Annotated in this window: 16 protein-coding genes; 14 read left to right on the forward strand and 2 right to left on the reverse strand. The window is 48.3% G+C overall.

What is annotated here, in order from left to right; genetic code table 11:
• The first annotated feature begins 2 nt into the window (after positions 1-2).
• Positions 3-932, forward strand: a complete 930-nt coding sequence (gene thrB, locus HGT70_RS01880; RefSeq protein ID WP_214194746.1) for a homoserine kinase — start codon at positions 3-5, stop codon at positions 930-932.
• A 3-nt stretch (positions 933-935) separates the two neighbouring features.
• The gene (gene thrC / locus HGT70_RS01885) at positions 936-2234 is read left to right on the forward strand and encodes a threonine synthase (protein ID WP_214194817.1); all 1299 of its coding nucleotides are present in this window, start codon (positions 936-938) and stop codon (positions 2232-2234) included.
• Positions 2235-2267: 33 nt separating this feature from the next.
• Here the strand turns inward: thrC and yaaA are convergent, their stop codons facing one another.
• A complete protein-coding gene (yaaA, locus tag HGT70_RS01890) occupies positions 2268-3041 on the reverse strand; it encodes a peroxide stress protein YaaA (protein ID WP_214194747.1) in 774 nt (257 codons plus the stop codon).
• Between the two features lie 263 nt (positions 3042-3304).
• Between yaaA and tal the strand changes: the two genes are divergently transcribed.
• From tal to dnaJ, 5 genes are all read left to right on the forward strand, one after another.
• Positions 3305-4258: a transaldolase gene (gene tal, locus HGT70_RS01895; protein ID WP_071434059.1), complete on the forward strand. Its 954-nt coding sequence runs from the start codon at positions 3305-3307 to the stop codon at positions 4256-4258.
• A gap of 54 nt (positions 4259-4312) precedes the next feature.
• On the forward strand, positions 4313-4900 hold the full coding sequence (gene mog, locus HGT70_RS01900; protein WP_214194748.1) for a molybdopterin adenylyltransferase: 588 nt from the start codon (positions 4313-4315) through the stop codon (positions 4898-4900).
• Between the two features lie 86 nt (positions 4901-4986).
• Complete coding sequence (locus HGT70_RS01905) at positions 4987-6279, forward strand: MFS transporter (RefSeq protein ID WP_214194749.1); 1293 nt, start codon at positions 4987-4989, stop codon at positions 6277-6279.
• Positions 6280-6444: 165 nt separating this feature from the next.
• Complete coding sequence (dnaK, locus tag HGT70_RS01910) at positions 6445-8349, forward strand: molecular chaperone DnaK (RefSeq protein WP_071434065.1); 1905 nt, start codon at positions 6445-6447, stop codon at positions 8347-8349.
• Between the two features lie 99 nt (positions 8350-8448).
• On the forward strand, positions 8449-9591 hold the full coding sequence (gene dnaJ, locus HGT70_RS01915) for a molecular chaperone DnaJ (RefSeq protein WP_071434067.1): 1143 nt from the start codon (positions 8449-8451) through the stop codon (positions 9589-9591).
• Positions 9592-9820: 229 nt separating this feature from the next.
• On the opposite strand, the gene rpsT is transcribed toward dnaJ, so the two are convergent.
• Complete coding sequence (gene rpsT / locus HGT70_RS01920) at positions 9821-10084, reverse strand: 30S ribosomal protein S20 (RefSeq protein ID WP_048911476.1); 264 nt, start codon at positions 10082-10084, stop codon at positions 9821-9823.
• A 318-nt stretch (positions 10085-10402) separates the two neighbouring features.
• Here rpsT and ribF point away from each other — a divergent pair, with 318 nt between their 5' ends.
• The 7 genes from ribF (at position 10403) to carA (ending at position 18650) form a co-directional block, all read left to right on the forward strand.
• Complete coding sequence (gene ribF / locus HGT70_RS01925; protein ID WP_071435239.1) at positions 10403-11341, forward strand: bifunctional riboflavin kinase/FAD synthetase; 939 nt, start codon at positions 10403-10405, stop codon at positions 11339-11341.
• Positions 11342-11366: 25 nt separating this feature from the next.
• Positions 11367-14183: an isoleucine--tRNA ligase gene (gene ileS / locus HGT70_RS01930; protein ID WP_214194750.1), complete on the forward strand. Its 2817-nt coding sequence runs from the start codon at positions 11367-11369 to the stop codon at positions 14181-14183.
• Entirely contained in the window at positions 14183-14692 is a 510-nt protein-coding gene (lspA, locus tag HGT70_RS01935) for a signal peptidase II (protein WP_071434071.1), read from the forward strand. Before ileS ends, lspA begins: the two co-directional genes overlap by 1 nt.
• Positions 14689-15162, forward strand: a complete 474-nt coding sequence (fkpB, locus tag HGT70_RS01940) for an FKBP-type peptidyl-prolyl cis-trans isomerase (protein ID WP_214194751.1) — start codon at positions 14689-14691, stop codon at positions 15160-15162. The genes lspA and fkpB overlap by 4 nt, the downstream gene beginning before the upstream one ends.
• A complete protein-coding gene (gene ispH / locus HGT70_RS01945) occupies positions 15143-16096 on the forward strand; it encodes a 4-hydroxy-3-methylbut-2-enyl diphosphate reductase (RefSeq protein WP_071434075.1) in 954 nt (317 codons plus the stop codon). The genes fkpB and ispH overlap by 20 nt, the downstream gene beginning before the upstream one ends.
• Positions 16097-16243: 147 nt before the next feature.
• Complete coding sequence (gene dapB / locus HGT70_RS01950; RefSeq protein ID WP_214194752.1) at positions 16244-17050, forward strand: 4-hydroxy-tetrahydrodipicolinate reductase; 807 nt, start codon at positions 16244-16246, stop codon at positions 17048-17050.
• A 451-nt stretch (positions 17051-17501) separates the two neighbouring features.
• Positions 17502-18650, forward strand: coding sequence for a glutamine-hydrolyzing carbamoyl-phosphate synthase small subunit (gene carA / locus HGT70_RS01955; RefSeq protein WP_071434077.1), 1149 nt, complete (start codon positions 17502-17504; stop codon positions 18648-18650).
• Positions 18651-18659 lie beyond the last annotated feature (9 nt).

The raw sequence follows: 18659 nt of genomic DNA on the forward strand, positions 1-18659 counted from the left end.
GCATGGTAAAAATCTATGCACCGGCCTCAATCGGGAATGTTAGTGTGGGTTTCGACGTTCTAGGCGCGGCAGTATCGCCTATAGACGGTTCGTTGCTTGGCGATTGTGTCAGTGTTGAAAGCGCGGACACGTTTACGCTTAAAACCCTCGGACGCTTTGTCAGTAAGCTACCTAGCGATCCAGAGCAGAACATCGTATTCCAATGTTGGAAACTCTTCTGTGAAACAGTGGGGGAAACACTGCCTGTCGTAATGACGTTGGAAAAGAATATGCCAGTGGGATCGGGCTTGGGGTCGAGTGCTTGTTCAGTCGTGGCGGCCCTAGTCGCGATGAATGAATTTGCCGGGAACCGACTCTCCGAACATCAATTATTATTGCTGATGGGTGAGCTAGAAGGGCGTATCTCCGGTAGTGTGCATTACGACAATGTTGCCCCTTGCTACCTAGGTGGCCTACAGTTGATGCTGGAAGAGCAGGGCGTTATCTCGCAGCCTGTACCGGCATTTGAACAATGGTATTGGGTGATGGCTTATCCCGGCATTAAGGTGTCTACCGCAGAAGCTCGCGCTATTCTTCCGGCACATTACGCGAAAGCCGACATTGTTCGTCATGGACGGTTGTTGGGGGGGTTCATCCATGCCTGCCACTCTCAACAAGCGGAACTGGCCATCGCCATGATGCAAGATATCGTCGCAGAACCTTATAGAACCCAATTGCTGCCGGGATTTGCGCAGGCACGTGAGCGTTCATTAGCGGCCGGAGCATTGGCCTGTGGTATTTCAGGTTCTGGCCCAACACTCTTCGCTATCTGTGATAACTTAACGGCAGCAGAGCAAGTCAAAGAACAACTCGTTAACCATTATCTACAAAATGATGAAGGTTTTGTCCATATTTGCCGACTGGATACCGCCGGCGCACGTAAACTGGGATAAATGATGAAACTCTATAATCTTAAAGACCATAATGAGCAGGTTAGTTTCACGCAAGCGGTAAAGCAGGGATTGGGATCGCAGCAGGGGCTTTTCTTTCCCCATGAGCTTCCTGAGATTGAATCAACCGTAATCGAAGAGTGGCTAGCGCTCGACTTCGTGACGCGTAGCAGTAAGATTTTATCTGCGCTTATCGGTGACGAGATCCCAGAAGAAGAACTGTTACAACGAGTGGGTGCCGCCTTTGCGTTTCCTGCTCCGGTTAAAGCCGTTTCTGATAACGTTGCTAGCCTTGAACTGTTCCACGGTCCAACACTAGCGTTCAAAGACTTTGGTGGCCGTTTTATGGCACAAATTTTGGCGTTAACGAAAAAACCTGAAGAAAAAATCACCATTCTTACGGCGACCTCAGGTGATACCGGTGCGGCAGTGGCCCATGCTTTTTATGGTATGGAAAATATTAATGTCGTGATCCTCTACCCTGAGGGTAAGATAAGCCCGCTACAAGAGAAACTCTTTTGTACGCTGGGCGGTAATATCACTACGCTTGCAGTAGCGGACGATTTCGATGCCTGCCAAAGCTTAGTGAAACACGCTTTCGACGATGTTGAACTGAAAAATGCGATTGGTCTTAACTCGGCTAACTCAATTAATATCAGTCGTCTACTGGCACAAGTGTGTTATTACTTTGAGGCAGTTGCTCAACTTCCTCAGGAGCAACGCAACCAATTAGTTATCTCCGTACCAAGTGGTAATTTTGGTGACTTGACGGCGGGCTTGATCGCCAAAGCAATGGGCCTACCGATCAAACGTTTCATTGCCGCGACGAATGCCAACGATACGGTACCCCGCTTCTTAGCATCGGGTCAGTGGACGCCAAACAAGACGGTTGCCACCTTGTCTAACGCGATGGATGTTAGCCAGCCGAATAACTGGCCACGAGTCGAAGAACTGTTCCGCCGGAAAAATTGGCAGCTGAACTCTCTCGGCTATGGTGCATTAAATGACGAACAAACGCGCGCTGCGGTTCGCTCGCTAGCGAGCCAAGGTTATGTTTCTGAGCCTCATGCCGCGATTGCTTGGCAAGTGCTGACCGAACAGCTGCAAGAGGGAGAATATGGCTTATTCCTCGGTACCGCGCATCCCGCGAAATTTAAGGAAAGCGTCGAAGATATTTTAGGTGAGACCTTGCCATTGCCGGAGCCACTGGCAGAACGCGCAGATTTACCTTTATTGTCTAACACTATCGGAGCTGACTTCTCTGAATTACGTCGTATCTTATTAGATACCGTCAGTAAAGTGTAATAGGCTAAGGCGGACCGTCGTCCGCCTTTTTTACTAGACTTCGTGGCGACAAAAAACCAGCTCATTTTCAGAGCTGCGTTGAGCGTCGTAAAAATACCCGTCCATATCGAATTGAGTGAGTTTTTCTGGCTGAGTGATCTTATTTTCGATAATAAACCGACACATCATGCCGCGCGCCTTCTTAGCGTAAAAACTAATCACCTTAAATTTCCCATTCTTCTCATCGAGAAAAACTGGCTTAATCAGCTTTGCCTGTAACTTTTTAGTGTTAACGGCTTTGAAATACTCATCGGAGGCGAGGTTGATGACCCACTTTTCGCGCTGCGTGTCGATGTGTTGATTAAGTTGTTGAGTAATAGTTTCGCCCCAGAATGCGTAAAGATCTTTTCCCGCCTGATTCGCGAGTTTTATCCCCATTTCCAATCGGTAGGGTTGCATCAAATCCAAGGGACGCAATACACCGTATAGCCCTGACAGCATTCTCAGATGTTGCTGAGCAAAGTGGATGGAGTCAGGTGAGAGTTGGTCTGCTTGCAGGCCGGTATAAACATCGCCTTTAAAAGCGAACAAGGCTTGACGCGCATTATCAGGAGAGAAGGGCGTTGACCATTGATTAAAACGATCGGCATTGAGGTGCGCGAGTTTGTCACTAATCTTCATCAGGGAAGCAATCTCGGCTGGCGAGAGTTTTTTCGCAATATCGATCAGTTGTTGGGAATCGTTGAGCAGCTCCGGTTGGGTATAGTCGAAAACCGGAACCGGTGATTCATAATCTAAGGTTTTAGCTGGCGAAATAAGCATTAACATCGTGAGACCCTCAGTCTGTATCGGTGTCAGTTGACAATATTCTGCAAGTGTAACAAATAAGTTGCACAAATCGACAAATGGCTCTGATACGAACAGGCTATGGTAGAGGGAATCAGTATTATTTTATCTCGGAAAAGTACCATCGTTGTTTATTCCTGCGGATAACGAGACTTACTTTCTCCCTGCGCTTGCGTGTCTGAGCGCGCGTGATATTATCGAAACAGGCTTTTAACACTTACTGTCAAACAGAAGAGAAGCAAAATATGACCGACAAACTCACATCACTGCGTAAGTTGACAACCGTTGTAGCCGATACTGGCGATATTGAAGCGATGAAGCTTTACAAGCCTCAAGATGCAACGACTAACCCTTCACTGATTCTGAACGCAGCGAAAATTCCCGAGTATCGCCGCCTCATTGACGAAGCTATCGAATGGGCTCGTAAACAAAGTAATGACCGCGAAGAGCAGATCGCGCTGACCTCAGACCGTCTTAATGTGAACATCGGTCTTGAAATCCTGAAGCTAGTCCCAGGTCGTATCTCAACTGAAGTTGATGCACGCCTTTCTTACGATACCGAAGCTAGCTTGGCGAAAGCTCGTAGCCTGATCAAGTTATACAATGACGCAGGCATCAGTAACGACCGTGTGTTAATCAAACTTGCGTCGACGTGGCAGGGTATTCGTGCCGCTGAGCAGTTAGAGAAAGAAGGCATCAACTGTAACCTGACCCTATTATTCTCCTTCGCGCAGGCGCGTGCATGTGCAGAAGCGGGCGCATTCCTGATCTCTCCATTCGTTGGTCGTATCCTCGATTGGTACAAAGCGAATACGGACAAGAAAGAATACGCACCGCAAGAAGACCCAGGCGTTGTTTCCGTTACTGAAATCTACAACTATTACAAACAACACGGTTATGAAACCGTGGTAATGGGTGCAAGCTTCCGTAACGTAGGCGAAATCATTGAATTAGCCGGTTGTGATCGTCTAACCATTTCTCCAGCACTGCTTAAAGAGCTGCATGAGTCTGAAGGTGAGTTAGAGCGTAAACTGAGCTACAGCGGCGAGACTAAAGCGCGTCCAGAAAAAATGACTGAATCTGAGTTCTATTGGGAACATAACCAAGACCCAATGGCTGTCGCTAAACTTGCTGAAGGCATCCGTAATTTTGCGGTTGACCAAGGCAAATTAGAAAAAATGATCGAAGAACTGCTGTAATCTTCCCCCTCCGCGGCCAATCGGCCGCGGTCTTCTTCCTGTTTAAGAATTGTTATGACGCCATTACGTATTGGAATTGTCTCGATCTCCGATCGCGCCTCGCAAGGTATTTATCCGGATAAAGGTTTACCGGCCTTAGCCGAATGGTTGGAGCAAGCGATCATTACCCCTTATCACCTCGAACAGCGTCTTATCGCTGATGAACAAGCGCTTATTGAACAAACCCTTTGCGAATTAGTTGATCAGCAAGGTTGTCACTTAGTGTTGACTACTGGGGGGACCGGCCCGGCATTACGCGATGTCACACCGGATGCCACTTTGGCTGTCGCTGATCGAGTAATGCCTGGATTTGGTGAACAGATGCGTCAAATCAGCTTACATTATGTCCCTACGGCAATACTCTCTCGACAAGTCGGCGTGATCCGTGGACAAGCGCTGATCCTTAACCTTCCTGGCCAACCTAAATCCATCAAGGAAACCCTTGAAGGGGTGAGGGATGAGCAGGGGAATATTCGCGTCACGGGCATCTTCGCGAGCGTCGCTTATTGTTTACAACTCTTAGATAACCCATGGTTGGATACGGACAAAGCAGTGGTTGATTCGTTCCGCCCGAAAAGTGCTCGCCGTCCGCCAGAGGTTTGACCGAGCGATTTTAAAATCGTTAATTTTATTAATGAGGTTATCCAGATATAGTCGAGGCTTACCCCAGTCATGGAGAGGCTTCGTTTATGCAGCACCCCGCAATTTCCCCCCGGCCCCTAACACGGCACGATATTAAAACACTCGCTTTAGCCGCCGTAGGCGGGGCACTAGAATTCTACGATTTTGTCATCTTTGCCTTTTTCGCGCTGGTTATCGGGGAGCGCTTTTTCCCAGCCGACCTTCCAGACTGGTTACGTCAGCTCCAAACCTTTGCGCTGTTCGCTGCAGGCTATCTGGCTCGGCCCCTTGGAGGCGTCATTCTGGCTCATTACGGCGATAAATTAGGCCGAAAGAAAACCTTCACGCTGAGTATTTTAATGATGGCTCTCCCCACGACGGTGATGGGGCTGCTACCCGATTACGCATCAATAGGGCTTGCCGCGCCGATCATTATGTTGCTGTTACGGGTTTTGCAGGGGGCAGCCATTGGCGGCGAGGTTCCCGGCGCGTGGGTATTTGTGTCTGAGCATGTCCCAAGCTCACGAGTGGGGGTAGCCTGTGGCCTGCTCACCAGTGGGCTCACCCTCGGTATTATCCTGGGTTCACTGATCACGCAAGGTCTCACCTATTTGCTACCAGCAGGGTTGTTGGCCGATATAGGCTGGCGAATTGCTTTTCTGATGGGGGGCGGATTTGGCTTGATGGGGATGTTTCTTCGGCGTTGGTTGCATGAGACCCCAGTCTTTCTGGCGATGCAGCAACAGCGCAGCCAGAATCATTTACCTATCAAGACCCTTTTACTCTCTCATCGCTCAGCGCTCTTCTTTTCGATCCTCCTAACCTGGTTATTAGCGGCTGCAATCATTGTGCTAGTGCTGATGGCACCCGTACTATTTCAAAAATGGTTCGCCATCTCGGCGGTTCAAAGCCTACAGGCGAATACTTTAGCGACTTGTATGCTGATGATCGGCTGTATAGGAGGGGGGATTGCAGCAGATAAGTGGGGGATGAGTAGGAGCCTGATTGCGGGGTGCTTGCTGCTCGCGGCGGCAATACTATGGCTTTTTTATTGCCTGAGTTTCGCCCCTTCTCAATTCTTTCTCGCTTATGGTGTGGTTGGGCTTATGCTCGGCGTGCTAGGAATTATACCGGCGATGATGGTGATGGCTTTTCCGCCAGAGGTAAGATTCACTGGGTTAGCCACAGCCTATAACATTGGATATGCCATGTTTGGCGGCCTTACCCCGCTGTTTTTGACCCTGTTAATGCCTTATAACAGACAGTCTCCGGCGATCTACCTACTGGCTCTCTGTGCAATAGCCATTGCGAGTTGCCTTATTTTCAGACGTGGACAGCGCCGCTTTTCGAAAAAAAAGTGAAATTTTTTTAGTTTATCCCTTGATGCTCGATAAACCGCCCCCATCTGGTAACTATCGAAAGTTATCAATGAAAAAAACTGAGATCGAAGTCTTGAAAATCACTGAATAGACCGCATCTATAGTTTATAACCGAACAAAACAGAATTTACGTGGGAGATGTTTATAATGGGTAAGATTATTGGTATTGACCTTGGTACAACCAACTCATGTGTTGCCATCATGGACGGCGGTAAAGCGCGCGTACTAGAAAATGCAGAGGGCGATCGTACCACTCCATCAATTATTGCTTATGCGCAAGACGGTGAAACCTTAGTAGGCCAGCCTGCTAAGCGTCAGTCAGTCACCAACCCGCAAAATACATTATTTGCTATTAAGCGCCTAATCGGTCGTCGCTTCCAAGACGAAGAAGTACAGCGTGATCTGAAAATCATGCCTTACAAAATCGTATCTGCTGACAATGGCGATGCGTGGTTAGACGTGAAGGGCCAAAGAATGGCGCCGCCACAGATTTCTGCAGAAGTTCTGAAGAAGATGAAGAAAACGGCAGAAGACTACCTGGGTGAGCCAGTTACCGAAGCAGTTATCACTGTACCGGCATACTTCAACGATGCGCAACGTCAAGCAACGAAAGATGCGGGCCGTATCGCAGGCTTAGAAGTTAAGCGTATCATCAACGAACCTACTGCAGCGGCATTAGCCTATGGCTTAGATAAAGGCCAGGGCAACCGTACTATCGCGGTCTACGATTTAGGCGGCGGTACTTTTGATATCTCTATCATCGAGATCGATGAAGTTGATGGCGAAAAAACCTTCGAAGTATTAGCGACTAATGGTGATACTCACTTAGGTGGTGAAGATTTCGATAGCCGTATGATCAACTACTTAGTGGCTGAGTTTAAGAAAGATCAAGGCATCGATCTGCACAACGATCCTTTAGCAATGCAACGTCTGAAAGAAGCGGCAGAGAAAGCAAAAATTGAGCTTTCCTCGGCGCAACAAACTGACGTTAATCTGCCATATATCACAGCTGATGCGACAGGTCCTAAGCACTTAAACTTAAAAGTGACGCGTGCGAAATTAGAATCTTTAGTTGAAGATTTGGTTGCTCGCTCTATCGAGCCGTTAAAAATTGCTCTGCAAGATGCGGGTCTGTCTGTATCAGAAATCGACGACGTCATCCTGGTGGGTGGTCAAACACGTATGCCACTGGTTCAAAGCAAAGTTAAAGATTTCTTTGGTAAAGAGCCACGTAAAGACGTGAACCCTGACGAAGCGGTTGCCGTGGGTGCAGCAGTTCAAGGTGGTGTATTAGCGGGTGACGTTAAAGACGTATTACTGCTAGACGTAACCCCACTATCTCTGGGTATCGAGACTATGGGTGGCGTGATGACGTCGCTGATTAGCAAGAATACTACGATCCCAACTAAACATAGCCAAGTGTTCTCGACGGCAGAAGATAATCAATCAGCAGTAACGATCCACGTACTACAAGGTGAACGTAAGCGTTCAGGTGATAACAAGTCACTCGGCCAGTTCAACCTAGACGGTATCCAGTCGGCACCACGTGGTATGCCACAGATCGAAGTGACTTTTGACATCGATGCGGATGGTATCCTGCACGTTTCTGCTAAAGATAAAAATAGTGGTAAAGAGCAAAAGATCACCATCAAAGCCTCTTCAGGTCTGAACGACGAAGAAGTGGAAAAAATGGTTCGTGATGCCGAAGCGAATGCTGAATCTGACCGCAAGTTCGAAGAGCTAGTACAGACTCGTAACCAAGGTGACCAGATTGTTCACAGCACCCGTAAGCAGTTGGAAGAAGCGGGCGACAAGCTGTCTGCTGACGACAAAGCCCCTATCGACACAGCACTGACTGAGCTAGAGACCGCTCTGCGTGGTGAAGATAAGGCTGAGATCGAAGCCAAGATCCAAGCGCTAGGTGAAGTCTCGGGTAAACTGATGGAACTGGCTCAGCAGCAGCAAGCTCAATCAGGTCAACCTGAAGGCGCAGCTCAGCAAGATAACGATGCTGTCGATGCTGAGTTCGAAGAAGTCAAAGATAAAAAATAATTGCCCATGACCGGGCTCAATATGGCAAGTCTATATTGCTAACCAGCACGGGCGTAGGAGTTTCTCCACGCCCGTGCTCTCATGTTAAGGGCAGGATCGATGGCGAAAAGTGATTATTACGAGATTTTGGGCGTATCCAAATCAGCGGACGAGCGTGAAATCAAAAAAGCGTACAAACGCTTAGCAATGAAGTTTCACCCGGATAGAAACCCGGGGAACGCAGAGGCTGAAGAAAAGTTTAAAGAAGTTAAAGAAGCTTACGAAATTCTTACCGATGAGCAGAAACGTGCTGCTTATGACCAATATGGTCATGCTGCCTTTGAACAAGGTGGAATGGGCGGTGGTGGTTTTGGTGGCGGCTTTGGCGGTGGTGGTGCCGATTTTGGTGATATCTTCGGTGATGTTTTCGGTGACATTTTCGGTGGCGGTCGTCGTCAGCGCGCAGCGCGTGGCTCCGATTTACGCTACACCATGGAGCTGACTCTTGAAGAGGCAGTACGTGGCGTCACCAAAGAGATCCGTATCCCTACCTTGCAAGAGTGTGAGAAATGCGACGGTAGTGGGGCGAAGGCGGGATCCAAACCACAGACATGTTCGACGTGTCATGGCGCAGGACAAGTCCAAATGCGCCAAGGTTTCTTTGCGGTACAACAGCCTTGTCCAACTTGCCATGGCCGTGGAACGGTTATTAAAGACCCTTGTAATGCTTGCCACGGACATGGTCGCGTTGAGAAATCGAAGACGTTGTCAGTGAAAATTCCGGCGGGCGTTGACACAGGTGATCGTATCCGCTTGAGTGGTGAAGGCGAAGCCGGTGAGCAAGGTGCACCGTCTGGTGATCTGTATGTTCAGGTTTCCGTTAAAAAACACGCCATCTTTGAACGCGAGGAGAGTAACCTCTTCTGTGAAGTCCCCGTTAACTTCGCGATGGCTGCATTAGGGGGGGAGATTGAAGTCCCAACCCTCGATGGTCGGGTGAAGCTTAAAATTCCTGCTGAGACGCAAACGGGTAAACTGTTCCGTATGCGCGGCAAAGGCGTTAAATCCGTTCGTGGCGGCGCTGTAGGCGACTTACTCTGCCGTGTGGTCGTAGAGACGCCTGTGAAGCTCAATGAGAAGCAGAAACAGCTACTGCAAGAGTTGGGTGAATCTTTAGGTGGACCGGCAGGTGATGCCAATAGCCCACGCTCTAAGAGCTTTCTTGATGGCGTGAAGAAGTTTTTTGATGATCTAACCCGCTAGTCATCCCTTACTGATTTAATCTGTTTGTATACCCTGTAGGTTGGCTGCCAATCTATGGGGTATTTTTTTAGGTGTAAGCTAATAATCGACTGCATAGAGATAGACGTTATTGGAGGAAGATATGGGCTTGGTGCGGCAGGAGGGTATCGTTCGCGGGGGAGAGAAGGGAAAGCGAAAACAAAAAAACCGACCAGAGGTCGGCTTTTTATAGAACATCAACGTGTGGCGATTAAGCCATTTTGTTGATTTGTGCAGTCAAGTTAGCTTTATGACGTGCAGCTTTGTTCTTGTGGATCAGGCCTTTAGCAGCTTGACGGTCCACGATTGGTTGCATTTCGTTAAATGCATTTTGTGCAGCTTGCTTGTCGCCAGTCGCGATTGCAGCGTAAACTTTCTTGAGGAAAGTACGCATCATAGAGCGACGGCTAGCATTGTGTTTGCGACGCTTTTCAGATGTTACCGCGCGCTTCTTAGCTGATTTGATATTAGCCAAGGTCCAACTCCCAAATTAGTTCTTTATGGACAAATCAAAGGTCGAGGACTATGCCTTTTGTCCCTTCATTTGTCAATGGATTTGTGCAAATAAGCGTCGCTAACTTCTCGGCGCTCGGTTACGTAATTGATGGCGCAGGATTCTAACAGTTTCCCGCCCTTGAATACAGTCTTTCGCAACAAAATTGTGCGGAATTTAGGCCTACCCCATTTCGACAGGATAAAAACACGAAAACTAGTGCGTAAAGCCGACATCAACGGGTTAATTTTGAACGCTGAACAAGGTATAATCGGGCATTTTCAGCAAATCGAGTTTGCCATGAAGTTTATCCGTGGGCTACATAATCTCACACAGCATCATCAGGGGTGTGTTTTAACGATTGGAAACTTTGATGGTGTGCATCGGGGGCACCAAGCGTTACTACGCCACTTACGGCAAGCAGGTTCACATCTCCATTTACCTGTCGTGGTCATGGTGTTTGAGCCTCAGCCTCTCGAGCTTTTCCAGGCGGAGATGGCCCCTCCAAGACTGACCCGCTTGCGTGAGAAATTAGAAAATCTAGATAAATTTGGTGTTGATGAAGTCGTTTGCATTAATTTCGACCAAGAATTTGCGAAACTTACCGCAGAATCCTTCATCAGCGAACTTCTTGTGCGTAGGCTCAATGTAAAATTACTCGCGATTGGTGACGATTTCAGATTCGGCGCTGGCCGGCAGGGGGATTTCCTGTTATTACAACAGGCGGCGAAGCAGTATGGCTTCGATGTGGTCAGTACCGAAACCTATATTGAACAAGGCAAGCGTATCAGCAGTACGGCAGTCCGTCAGGCGTTGGCAAACAACGATTTCGAACTGGCTGAACGCTTACTTGGTCGCCCATGGGCAATAACCGGGCGCGTAGTACATGGTGATGCGCTCGGAAGAACACTTGGCTTCCCTACCGCTAATCTACCCTTGAAACGGTTAGTGACGCCGGTAAAAGGGGTCTTTGCAGTCGAAGTGCACGGGGTAGACGAGCGCCCGATAAACGGCGTCGCAAATATTGGTACCCGACCTACCATCAAGGGTATTCGCCAGCAGCTTGAGGTTCACCTTCTCGATACTCAAAGGGATCTTTATGGTCGGCGGATCCGAGTAGTAATTAAACATAAAATACGCGATGAGCAACGATTTGCATCCTTAGACGCGTTGACGCAACAGATTGCGCTGGATGTGGAAACGGCCCGAAATTATTTCGTTCAACGAACAACGGTGTAATCCCGAAACCTGGAACTAAAAAATAATGAGTGACTATAAATCAACCCTGAATCTTCCTGAAACAGGTTTTCCGATGCGTGGCGATCTAGCGAAAAGAGAACCAGACATGCTTAAGCGTTGGTATGCGGACGATCTCTACGCGACCATTCGTGCAGCGAAGAAAGGGAAAAAAACCTTTATTTTGCATGACGGCCCTCCGTATGCGAATGGCAACATCCATATTGGTCACTCAGTCAATAAAATTCTGAAAGATATTATCGTCAAGTCTCGCGGTATGGCAGGCTACGACGCGCCTTATGTTCCAGGTTGGGATTGCCATGGCTTACCTATCGAACACAAAGTCGAGCAAATGATTGGCAAACCCGGTGAGAAAGTGACTGCCGCCGAGTTCCGTCAAGCTTGTCGTGAATATGCGGCTGAGCAAGTCGAAGGGCAAAAGAAAGACTTTATACGTCTTGGTGTCTTAGGTGACTGGGATCGCCCTTATCTCACCATGGACTTCAAAACAGAAGCCAACATCATTCGTGCGCTAGCCAAAATTATTGGTAATGGCCACCTGCATAAAGGGGCTAAACCTGTTCAATGGTGTTTAGATTGTCGTTCTGCCCTAGCAGAAGCGGAAGTTGAGTATTACGACAAAACCTCGCCATCGATCGATGTCATGTTCAATGCTGTTGATGCAGAGGCGGTAGCGGCTAAATTTGGTGTGCCGGCGGAAGGCCAAGCAATCTCTCTCGTTATCTGGACGACCACGCCGTGGACTTTACCTTCTAACCGCGCCATCTCCTTGAACGCTGAATTCACCTATCAACTGATCGAGGTGAAGGGTCAGCGCATCATTTTAGCGAAAGACTTAGTTGAAGCCGTAATGACCAAGATCGGCGCAGAAACATGGCAAGTATTGGGTGAATGCCAAGGGGAAGCTTTAGAACATCAACGTTTCCAACATCCATTCTTAGCGTTGGATGTACCTGTATTATTGGGCGACCATGTCACACTCGAGGCAGGTACAGGTGCAGTACATACGGCGCCTGGTCATGGACCTGAAGACTACGTAATCGGTCAAAAATACGGCATTGAAACCGCTAATCCGGTTGGGGGAGATGGCTGCTACTTGCCAGGTACATACCCTGGTCTTGATGGGGTTAACGTGTTTAAGGCGAACCCATTGGTCATTGACATCCTGCGGGAAAAGGGCGCGTTACTGCATCTTGAAAACCTTCATCATAGCTACCCACACTGCTGGCGTCATAAAACGCCGGTCATTTTCCGCGCGACGCCGCAATGGTTTATCAGCATGGATCAGAAAGGGCTGCGTGCGCAATCCTTGAAAGAAATCAAAGGCGTGCAGTGGATCCCAGATTGGGGCCAAGCGCGTATCGAATCTATGGTAGAAAATCGCCCCGATTGGTGTATCTCGCGCCAAAGAACCTGGGGTGTGCCGATGTCGTTGTTTATCCATAAGCAGACCGGGGCTATCCACCCAGAAACGTTATCGTTGATGGAGAAGGTTGCGCAGCGTGTTGAACAAGACGGTATTCAAGCTTGGTGGGATCTAGATAGTGCTGATCTACTGGGTAGCGACGCAGATAACTACGAAAAAGTTCCTGATACTCTAGACGTATGGTTCGATTCAGGTTCGACGAGCTGTAGTGTTGTTGATGTTCGTCCTGAGTTTAATGGGCATAGCGCCGATATCTATTTAGAGGGCTCAGATCAGCACCGTGGCTGGTTTATGTCATCGCTGATGATCTCGACGGCGATTAAATCGACAGCACCGTATCGTCAAGTGTTGACCCATGGTTTCACCGTAGATGGTCAGGGCAGAAAAATGTCTAAATCCATCGGTAACACGGTAAGCCCGCAAGACGTGATGGATAAGCTTGGTGCCGATATTCTGCGTTTATGGGTAGCGTCAACCGACTACTCCGGTGAGATGGCTGTATCCGATGAGATCCTTAAGCGTTCAGCGGATGCTTATCGTCGTATCCGTAACACCTCACGCTTCTTACTCGCTAATCTCAATGGCTTCAACCCAGAGACCGATCAAGTTGCCCCAGAAGAGATGGTGGTGGTTGATCGTTGGGCGGTAGGACGTGCCTTAGCGGCACAGCAAGATATTATCGCTTCATACGAAAAGTATGACTTCCATGAAGTTGTCCAGCGCTTAATGCATTTCTGCTCTGTAGAGATGGGGTCATTCTATCTGGATATTATCAAGGACCGTCAATATACCGCCAAAGCTGATGGGTTAGCGCGTCGTAGCTGCCAAACGGCACTATGGCATATCGTTGAGGCCTTAGTTCGCTGGATGGCACCTATTCTCTCCTTTACGGCTGATGAGATCTGGGGCCACTTGGCGGGTGAGCGCGAAAAATATGTCTTTACCGGAGAGTGGTATCAGGGACTGTTTGGCTTGGCAAACGATGAGCCGATGAACGATGAGTATTGGGACCAATTATTAAAAGTCCGTAGCGAAGTCAATAAGGTTATTGAGCAAGCGCGTTCCGATAAAAAAATAGGGGGTGCCTTAGAGGCCTCCATCACGCTTTATGCGGAAACCGAATTGGCTCAGCGCTTACAAGCCTTAGGTAACGAGCTACGCTTCGTTCTACTGACGTCGGAAGCGCAAGTTGTAGAGAGTAGCGCGGCGCCTAGCGAAGCGGTACAGAGCGAGCAACTGAAAGGGTTACGCATCATGCTAGGTAAAGCACAGGGTGAGAAATGTCCACGCTGCTGGCACTATAGTAATGACATTGGTGCGAATCCTGAACAGGCCCAGATTTGTGGCCGCTGTTACAGCAATGTGGCAGGAAACGGTGAAGAGCGTAAGTTTGCCTAATGAAAAAGTCACTTTGTTCTACAGGCTTACGTTGGTTATGGGTGATGGTGGTGGTTATCGTTGTCGACTTATCCAGTAAATACTGGGTAATGACATCGATGCAGCTGCATGAATCACGCGCTCTGATACCGTTCTTTAATCTTTTTTATGCGCATAACTATGGTGCTGCATTCAGCTTCTTGGCTGACAAAGGTGGCTGGCAGCGGTGGATGTTCGCTGCGATCGCGGTCGCTATAGCAGTCTCGTTAGTGGTCATGATGTATCGTAACCGCGCTGAACAAAAGCTGGCGAATATTGCCTACGCGATGATTATCGGGGGAGCGTTAGGTAACCTTTTCGACCGTGCTTGGCACGGTTTTGTTGTCGACTTCATCGATTTCTATGTCGGAGATTGGCACTTCGCGACGTTCAATATTGCGGATTGTGGGATCTGTATCGGTGCAGCATTGATCGTATTAGAAGGCTTTTTACCTAAGCCCCACGCTGATTCTGTGGAGGATAAATCATGAGTGAACGCACTGTGATGGCGGATAGTCGCGTTGTGGCACAATTAGTGCTGACGCTCTCTGATGGTTCAGTCGCAGAATCGACAAAAGCGAACAACAAACCTGCACTACTCACTTTAGGAGATCAATCTCTTTCTCCAAAGCTTGAGGCGCAATTGCTTGGGCTAACTATTGGTCGTCAACATAAGTTTAGCTTAGCGGCAGAAGATGCATTCGGTGCGAGTAACCCTAATCTGGTTCAATACTTTTCTCGTCAATCTTTCCTCGAAGCGGGGGAACCTGAGGTGGGGACGATTATGCTATTTGGCGCGATCGATGGCACTGAAATGCCAGGCATCGTTCGTGAGGTTTCCGGTGATTCGGTCACCGTTGACTTCAATCATCCGCTAGCAGGCCAAGATATCACCTTCGATATCGAGATCGTCGATATCGATCCAGAGATGGAGGAGCAGAATGAAAATCTTACTGGCTAATCCGCGTGGGTTCTGTGCAGGTGTCGATAGAGCTATCAGTATCGTCGAACGCGCTCTTGAAATGTATGGCGCCCCCATCTATGTGCGTCATGAAGTGGTACATAATCGGTACGTTGTAGAAGGATTACGCGAGAGAGGGGCTATTTTTATCGAAGAGATTAGCGAAGTGCCTGATGGCGCTATCCTTATCTTCTCGGCTCACGGTGTCTCGCAAGCGGTTCGTGCTGAAGCGAAAGCTCGACAACTTACAATGCTGTTCGATGCGACCTGTCCTCTCGTAACTAAGGTTCATATGGAAGTGGCGAGGGCGAGTCGTAAAGGGACTGAGGCGATACTGATCGGCCATGCCGGTCATCCCGAAGTCGAAGGGACGATGGGACAATACAGCAACCCGCGAGGGGGAATGTATTTAGTAGAGTCTCCCGAAGATGTAGTAAAGCTGACCGTCAAAGATGAAGCTAATCTCTGCTTTATGACACAAACGACCTTATCGGTGGATGATACGTCTGAAGTTATAGATGCCCTGCGTGAGCGCTTCCCATTAATTATCGGTCCACGTAAAGACGATATTTGCTATGCGACGACGAATCGCCAAGAGGCAGTTCGGCAGTTGGCGGATGAAGCGGAGGTGGTACTCGTTGTCGGGTCGAGAAACTCATCGAACTCTAATCGATTAGCCGAACTGGCTCAACGTGCCGGAAGGCTAGCGCGACTCATTGATAGCGCGGAAGACATTGATCCGAAGTGGTTAGAAAATATCAGTTGTGTAGGCGTGACCGCCGGGGCATCTGCTCCTGATATTTTAGTCCAGCAAGTCATCGCTCGTTTACGGGAGCACGGTGGCGAACCGGCCGTCGAGCTTTCCGGTAGAGAAGAAAATATCTTCTTCGAGGTACCGAAAGAACTTCGTGTTCCGGTTAAAGAAGTTAATTAAATCCGGTCTCCAAATGTCGAAACCAGCTTTTCTAAAAGCTGGTTTTTTTTCGCCCTTAACGAATCGAAATCCTTTAATTTACGCTGGAGTTAGCGTTGTATGCCCGTTATGCTGAATCAAGAAAATAATACAGATAGGGTTTTTGTTATGGCTGCAACACGTATTGCTATCATCGGCGCCTCTGGCCGTATGGGAAAACAATTAATCGAAGCGGTTAACGCCGACGATTCCGTTCAACTAGGTGCTGTAATTGTACGTCAAGGCTCGTCGTTGACAGGATGCGATGCAGGAGAGTTAGCGGGTATTGGCTCCCTAGGTATCGCTATCGTTGATGATATTCAACAGGTCATCGACGACTTCGATATCCTAATCGATTTTACCCGTCCCGAACTTACCCTCGACCTCCTAAAACTTTGTCGTCAGTCCCGCAAATCAATCGTTATAGGGACAACCGGTTTTGATGAGGTAGGCAAGCAACAGATTGCTGAAGCCGCCCAACATATCCCGGTAGTCTTCGCCGCCAACTTTAGCGTCGGCGTTAACCTTATGCTGAACCTTTTGGATCAGGCAGCCAAGGTGATGGGGGACTACACCGATATTGAAATCGTCGAAGCCCATCACCGACATAAAGTCGATGCACCGTCTGGTACGGCGTTGGCCATGGGCGAAGCGATTGCTACGGCGATGGAGTGGTCGCTGGATGAGCACGCCGTCTATGCGAGAGAGGGAATAACAGGAGAGAGAAAAGCCGGAACGATTGGTTTTTCGACGATTAGAGCCGGCGATATCGTTGGGGAGCACACCGCTATTTTTGCAGATATTGGTGAGCGGATAGAGATAACTCACAAGGCCTCTAGCCGAATGACCTTTGCAAAAGGAGCGGTTAAGTCTGCTTTTTGGTTGAGTGATAAAAAACCTAAGCTTTATTCGATGAAGGATGTGCTTGGTTTCTAATTTTATATAATAAGTTTATTTGTAATCATTTGATATATCGACATTTATTTTTCAATGTCGATATTATTAGTGTTTTATTAATTTTTTTAATCTAAAGTATCATTTTTAGTGGTTTTGTGATTTTTATTTTACCAAATGGTCTGGTTTTGTGGGGTAATTGGCTGTTTTATACTCTAAGGGGTAGGGTTTAGGTTTTATTTCGTTAATCATTTCTTAGCAAACGGTTTTTTCGATAAGATAAGATGCTTTTTTATCATGAAAACCATGAAATCAGCCTGAAAGACGTAAAAAAAAAAATTAATTCGGCTTCAGTATAGACATCAGCCCTAGGGAACATTAGAATGCCGCCAATTTGCCAAAATCCAGATAGGCAGGCATTTTTGCATTGATTTAATCTCACTAATTGAATTAATATGCATGAACAGTGACTATTTATTCCCTGGAGGAAGTTTTGACTAAGTCAGCAATTTTGGTTCTGGAAGACGGAACCGAGTTTCACGGCCGGGCGATCGGCGCATTGGGATCGGCAGTCGGAGAGGTCGTTTTCAATACATCAATGACCGGTTATCAAGAAATCCTTACTGATCCTTCTTACTCCCGCCAAATCGTCACTCTCACTTATCCTCATATTGGTAATGTCGGCACAAACCCCGCCGATGCCGAATCAACATCAGTTCATGCCCAAGGCTTAGTCATTCGTGACCTGCCTCTGATTGCCAGTAACTATCGCAGTACCAGCGACTTATCCTCCTACCTTACACAGCATAATATTGTGGCGATAGCCGATATCGATACGCGTAAATTAACTCGCCTGCTTCGTGAGAAGGGCGCGCAAAATGGCTGTATCGTGGCGGGTGACCATCCAGATGTTGCTCTTGCCTTAGAAAAGGCGAAGGCTTTCCCTGGCTTAAAGGGAATGGATTTAGCAAAAGAAGTGACCACGCCAGAAAGTTATAGCTGGAAACAAGGGAGTTGGACGCTTGATAGCGAATTACCCGATGCGCGCGATGACGCGGATCTCCCTTGGCATGTAGTGGCCTACGACTACGGCGCAAAGCACAATATCTTACGTATGCTGGTCGATCGCGGCTGTAAACTGACTGTCGTACCGGCTCAAACGCCAGCCGAAGACGTTTTAGCGCTCAATCCAGATGGAATCTTCCTCTCTAATGGACCTGGTGATCCAGAGCCTTGTGACTATGCGATTACCGCAATTCAAGCCTTTCTTAAGACAGAAATCCCGGTCTTCGGAATCTGCCTAGGGCATCAATTGCTGGCCTTAGCGAGCGGCGCGAAAACAGTAAAAATGAAGCTAGGCCACCATGGCGGTAACCACCCGGTTAAAGATATCGATAATAACGTCGTGATGATCACAGCGCAAAACCACGGCTTCGCGGTCGATGAACAACAGCTTCCAGAATGTTTGCGTGTGACGCACCGTTCTTTGTTCGATCAAACGGTACAAGGTATTCACCGCACGGACAAGCCTGCCTTTAGTTTCCAAGGGCACCCTGAAGCGAGTCCTGGCCCACACGATGCGGCCCCGTTATTCGACCATTTTATTGAACTTATTCACGCTTATCGTGGCGCTAAAGCGTAATCAGGAGAG

The organism is Rosenbergiella collisarenosi (assembly GCF_018494085.1).
Lineage (GTDB): Bacteria > Pseudomonadota > Gammaproteobacteria > Enterobacterales > Enterobacteriaceae > Rosenbergiella > Rosenbergiella collisarenosi.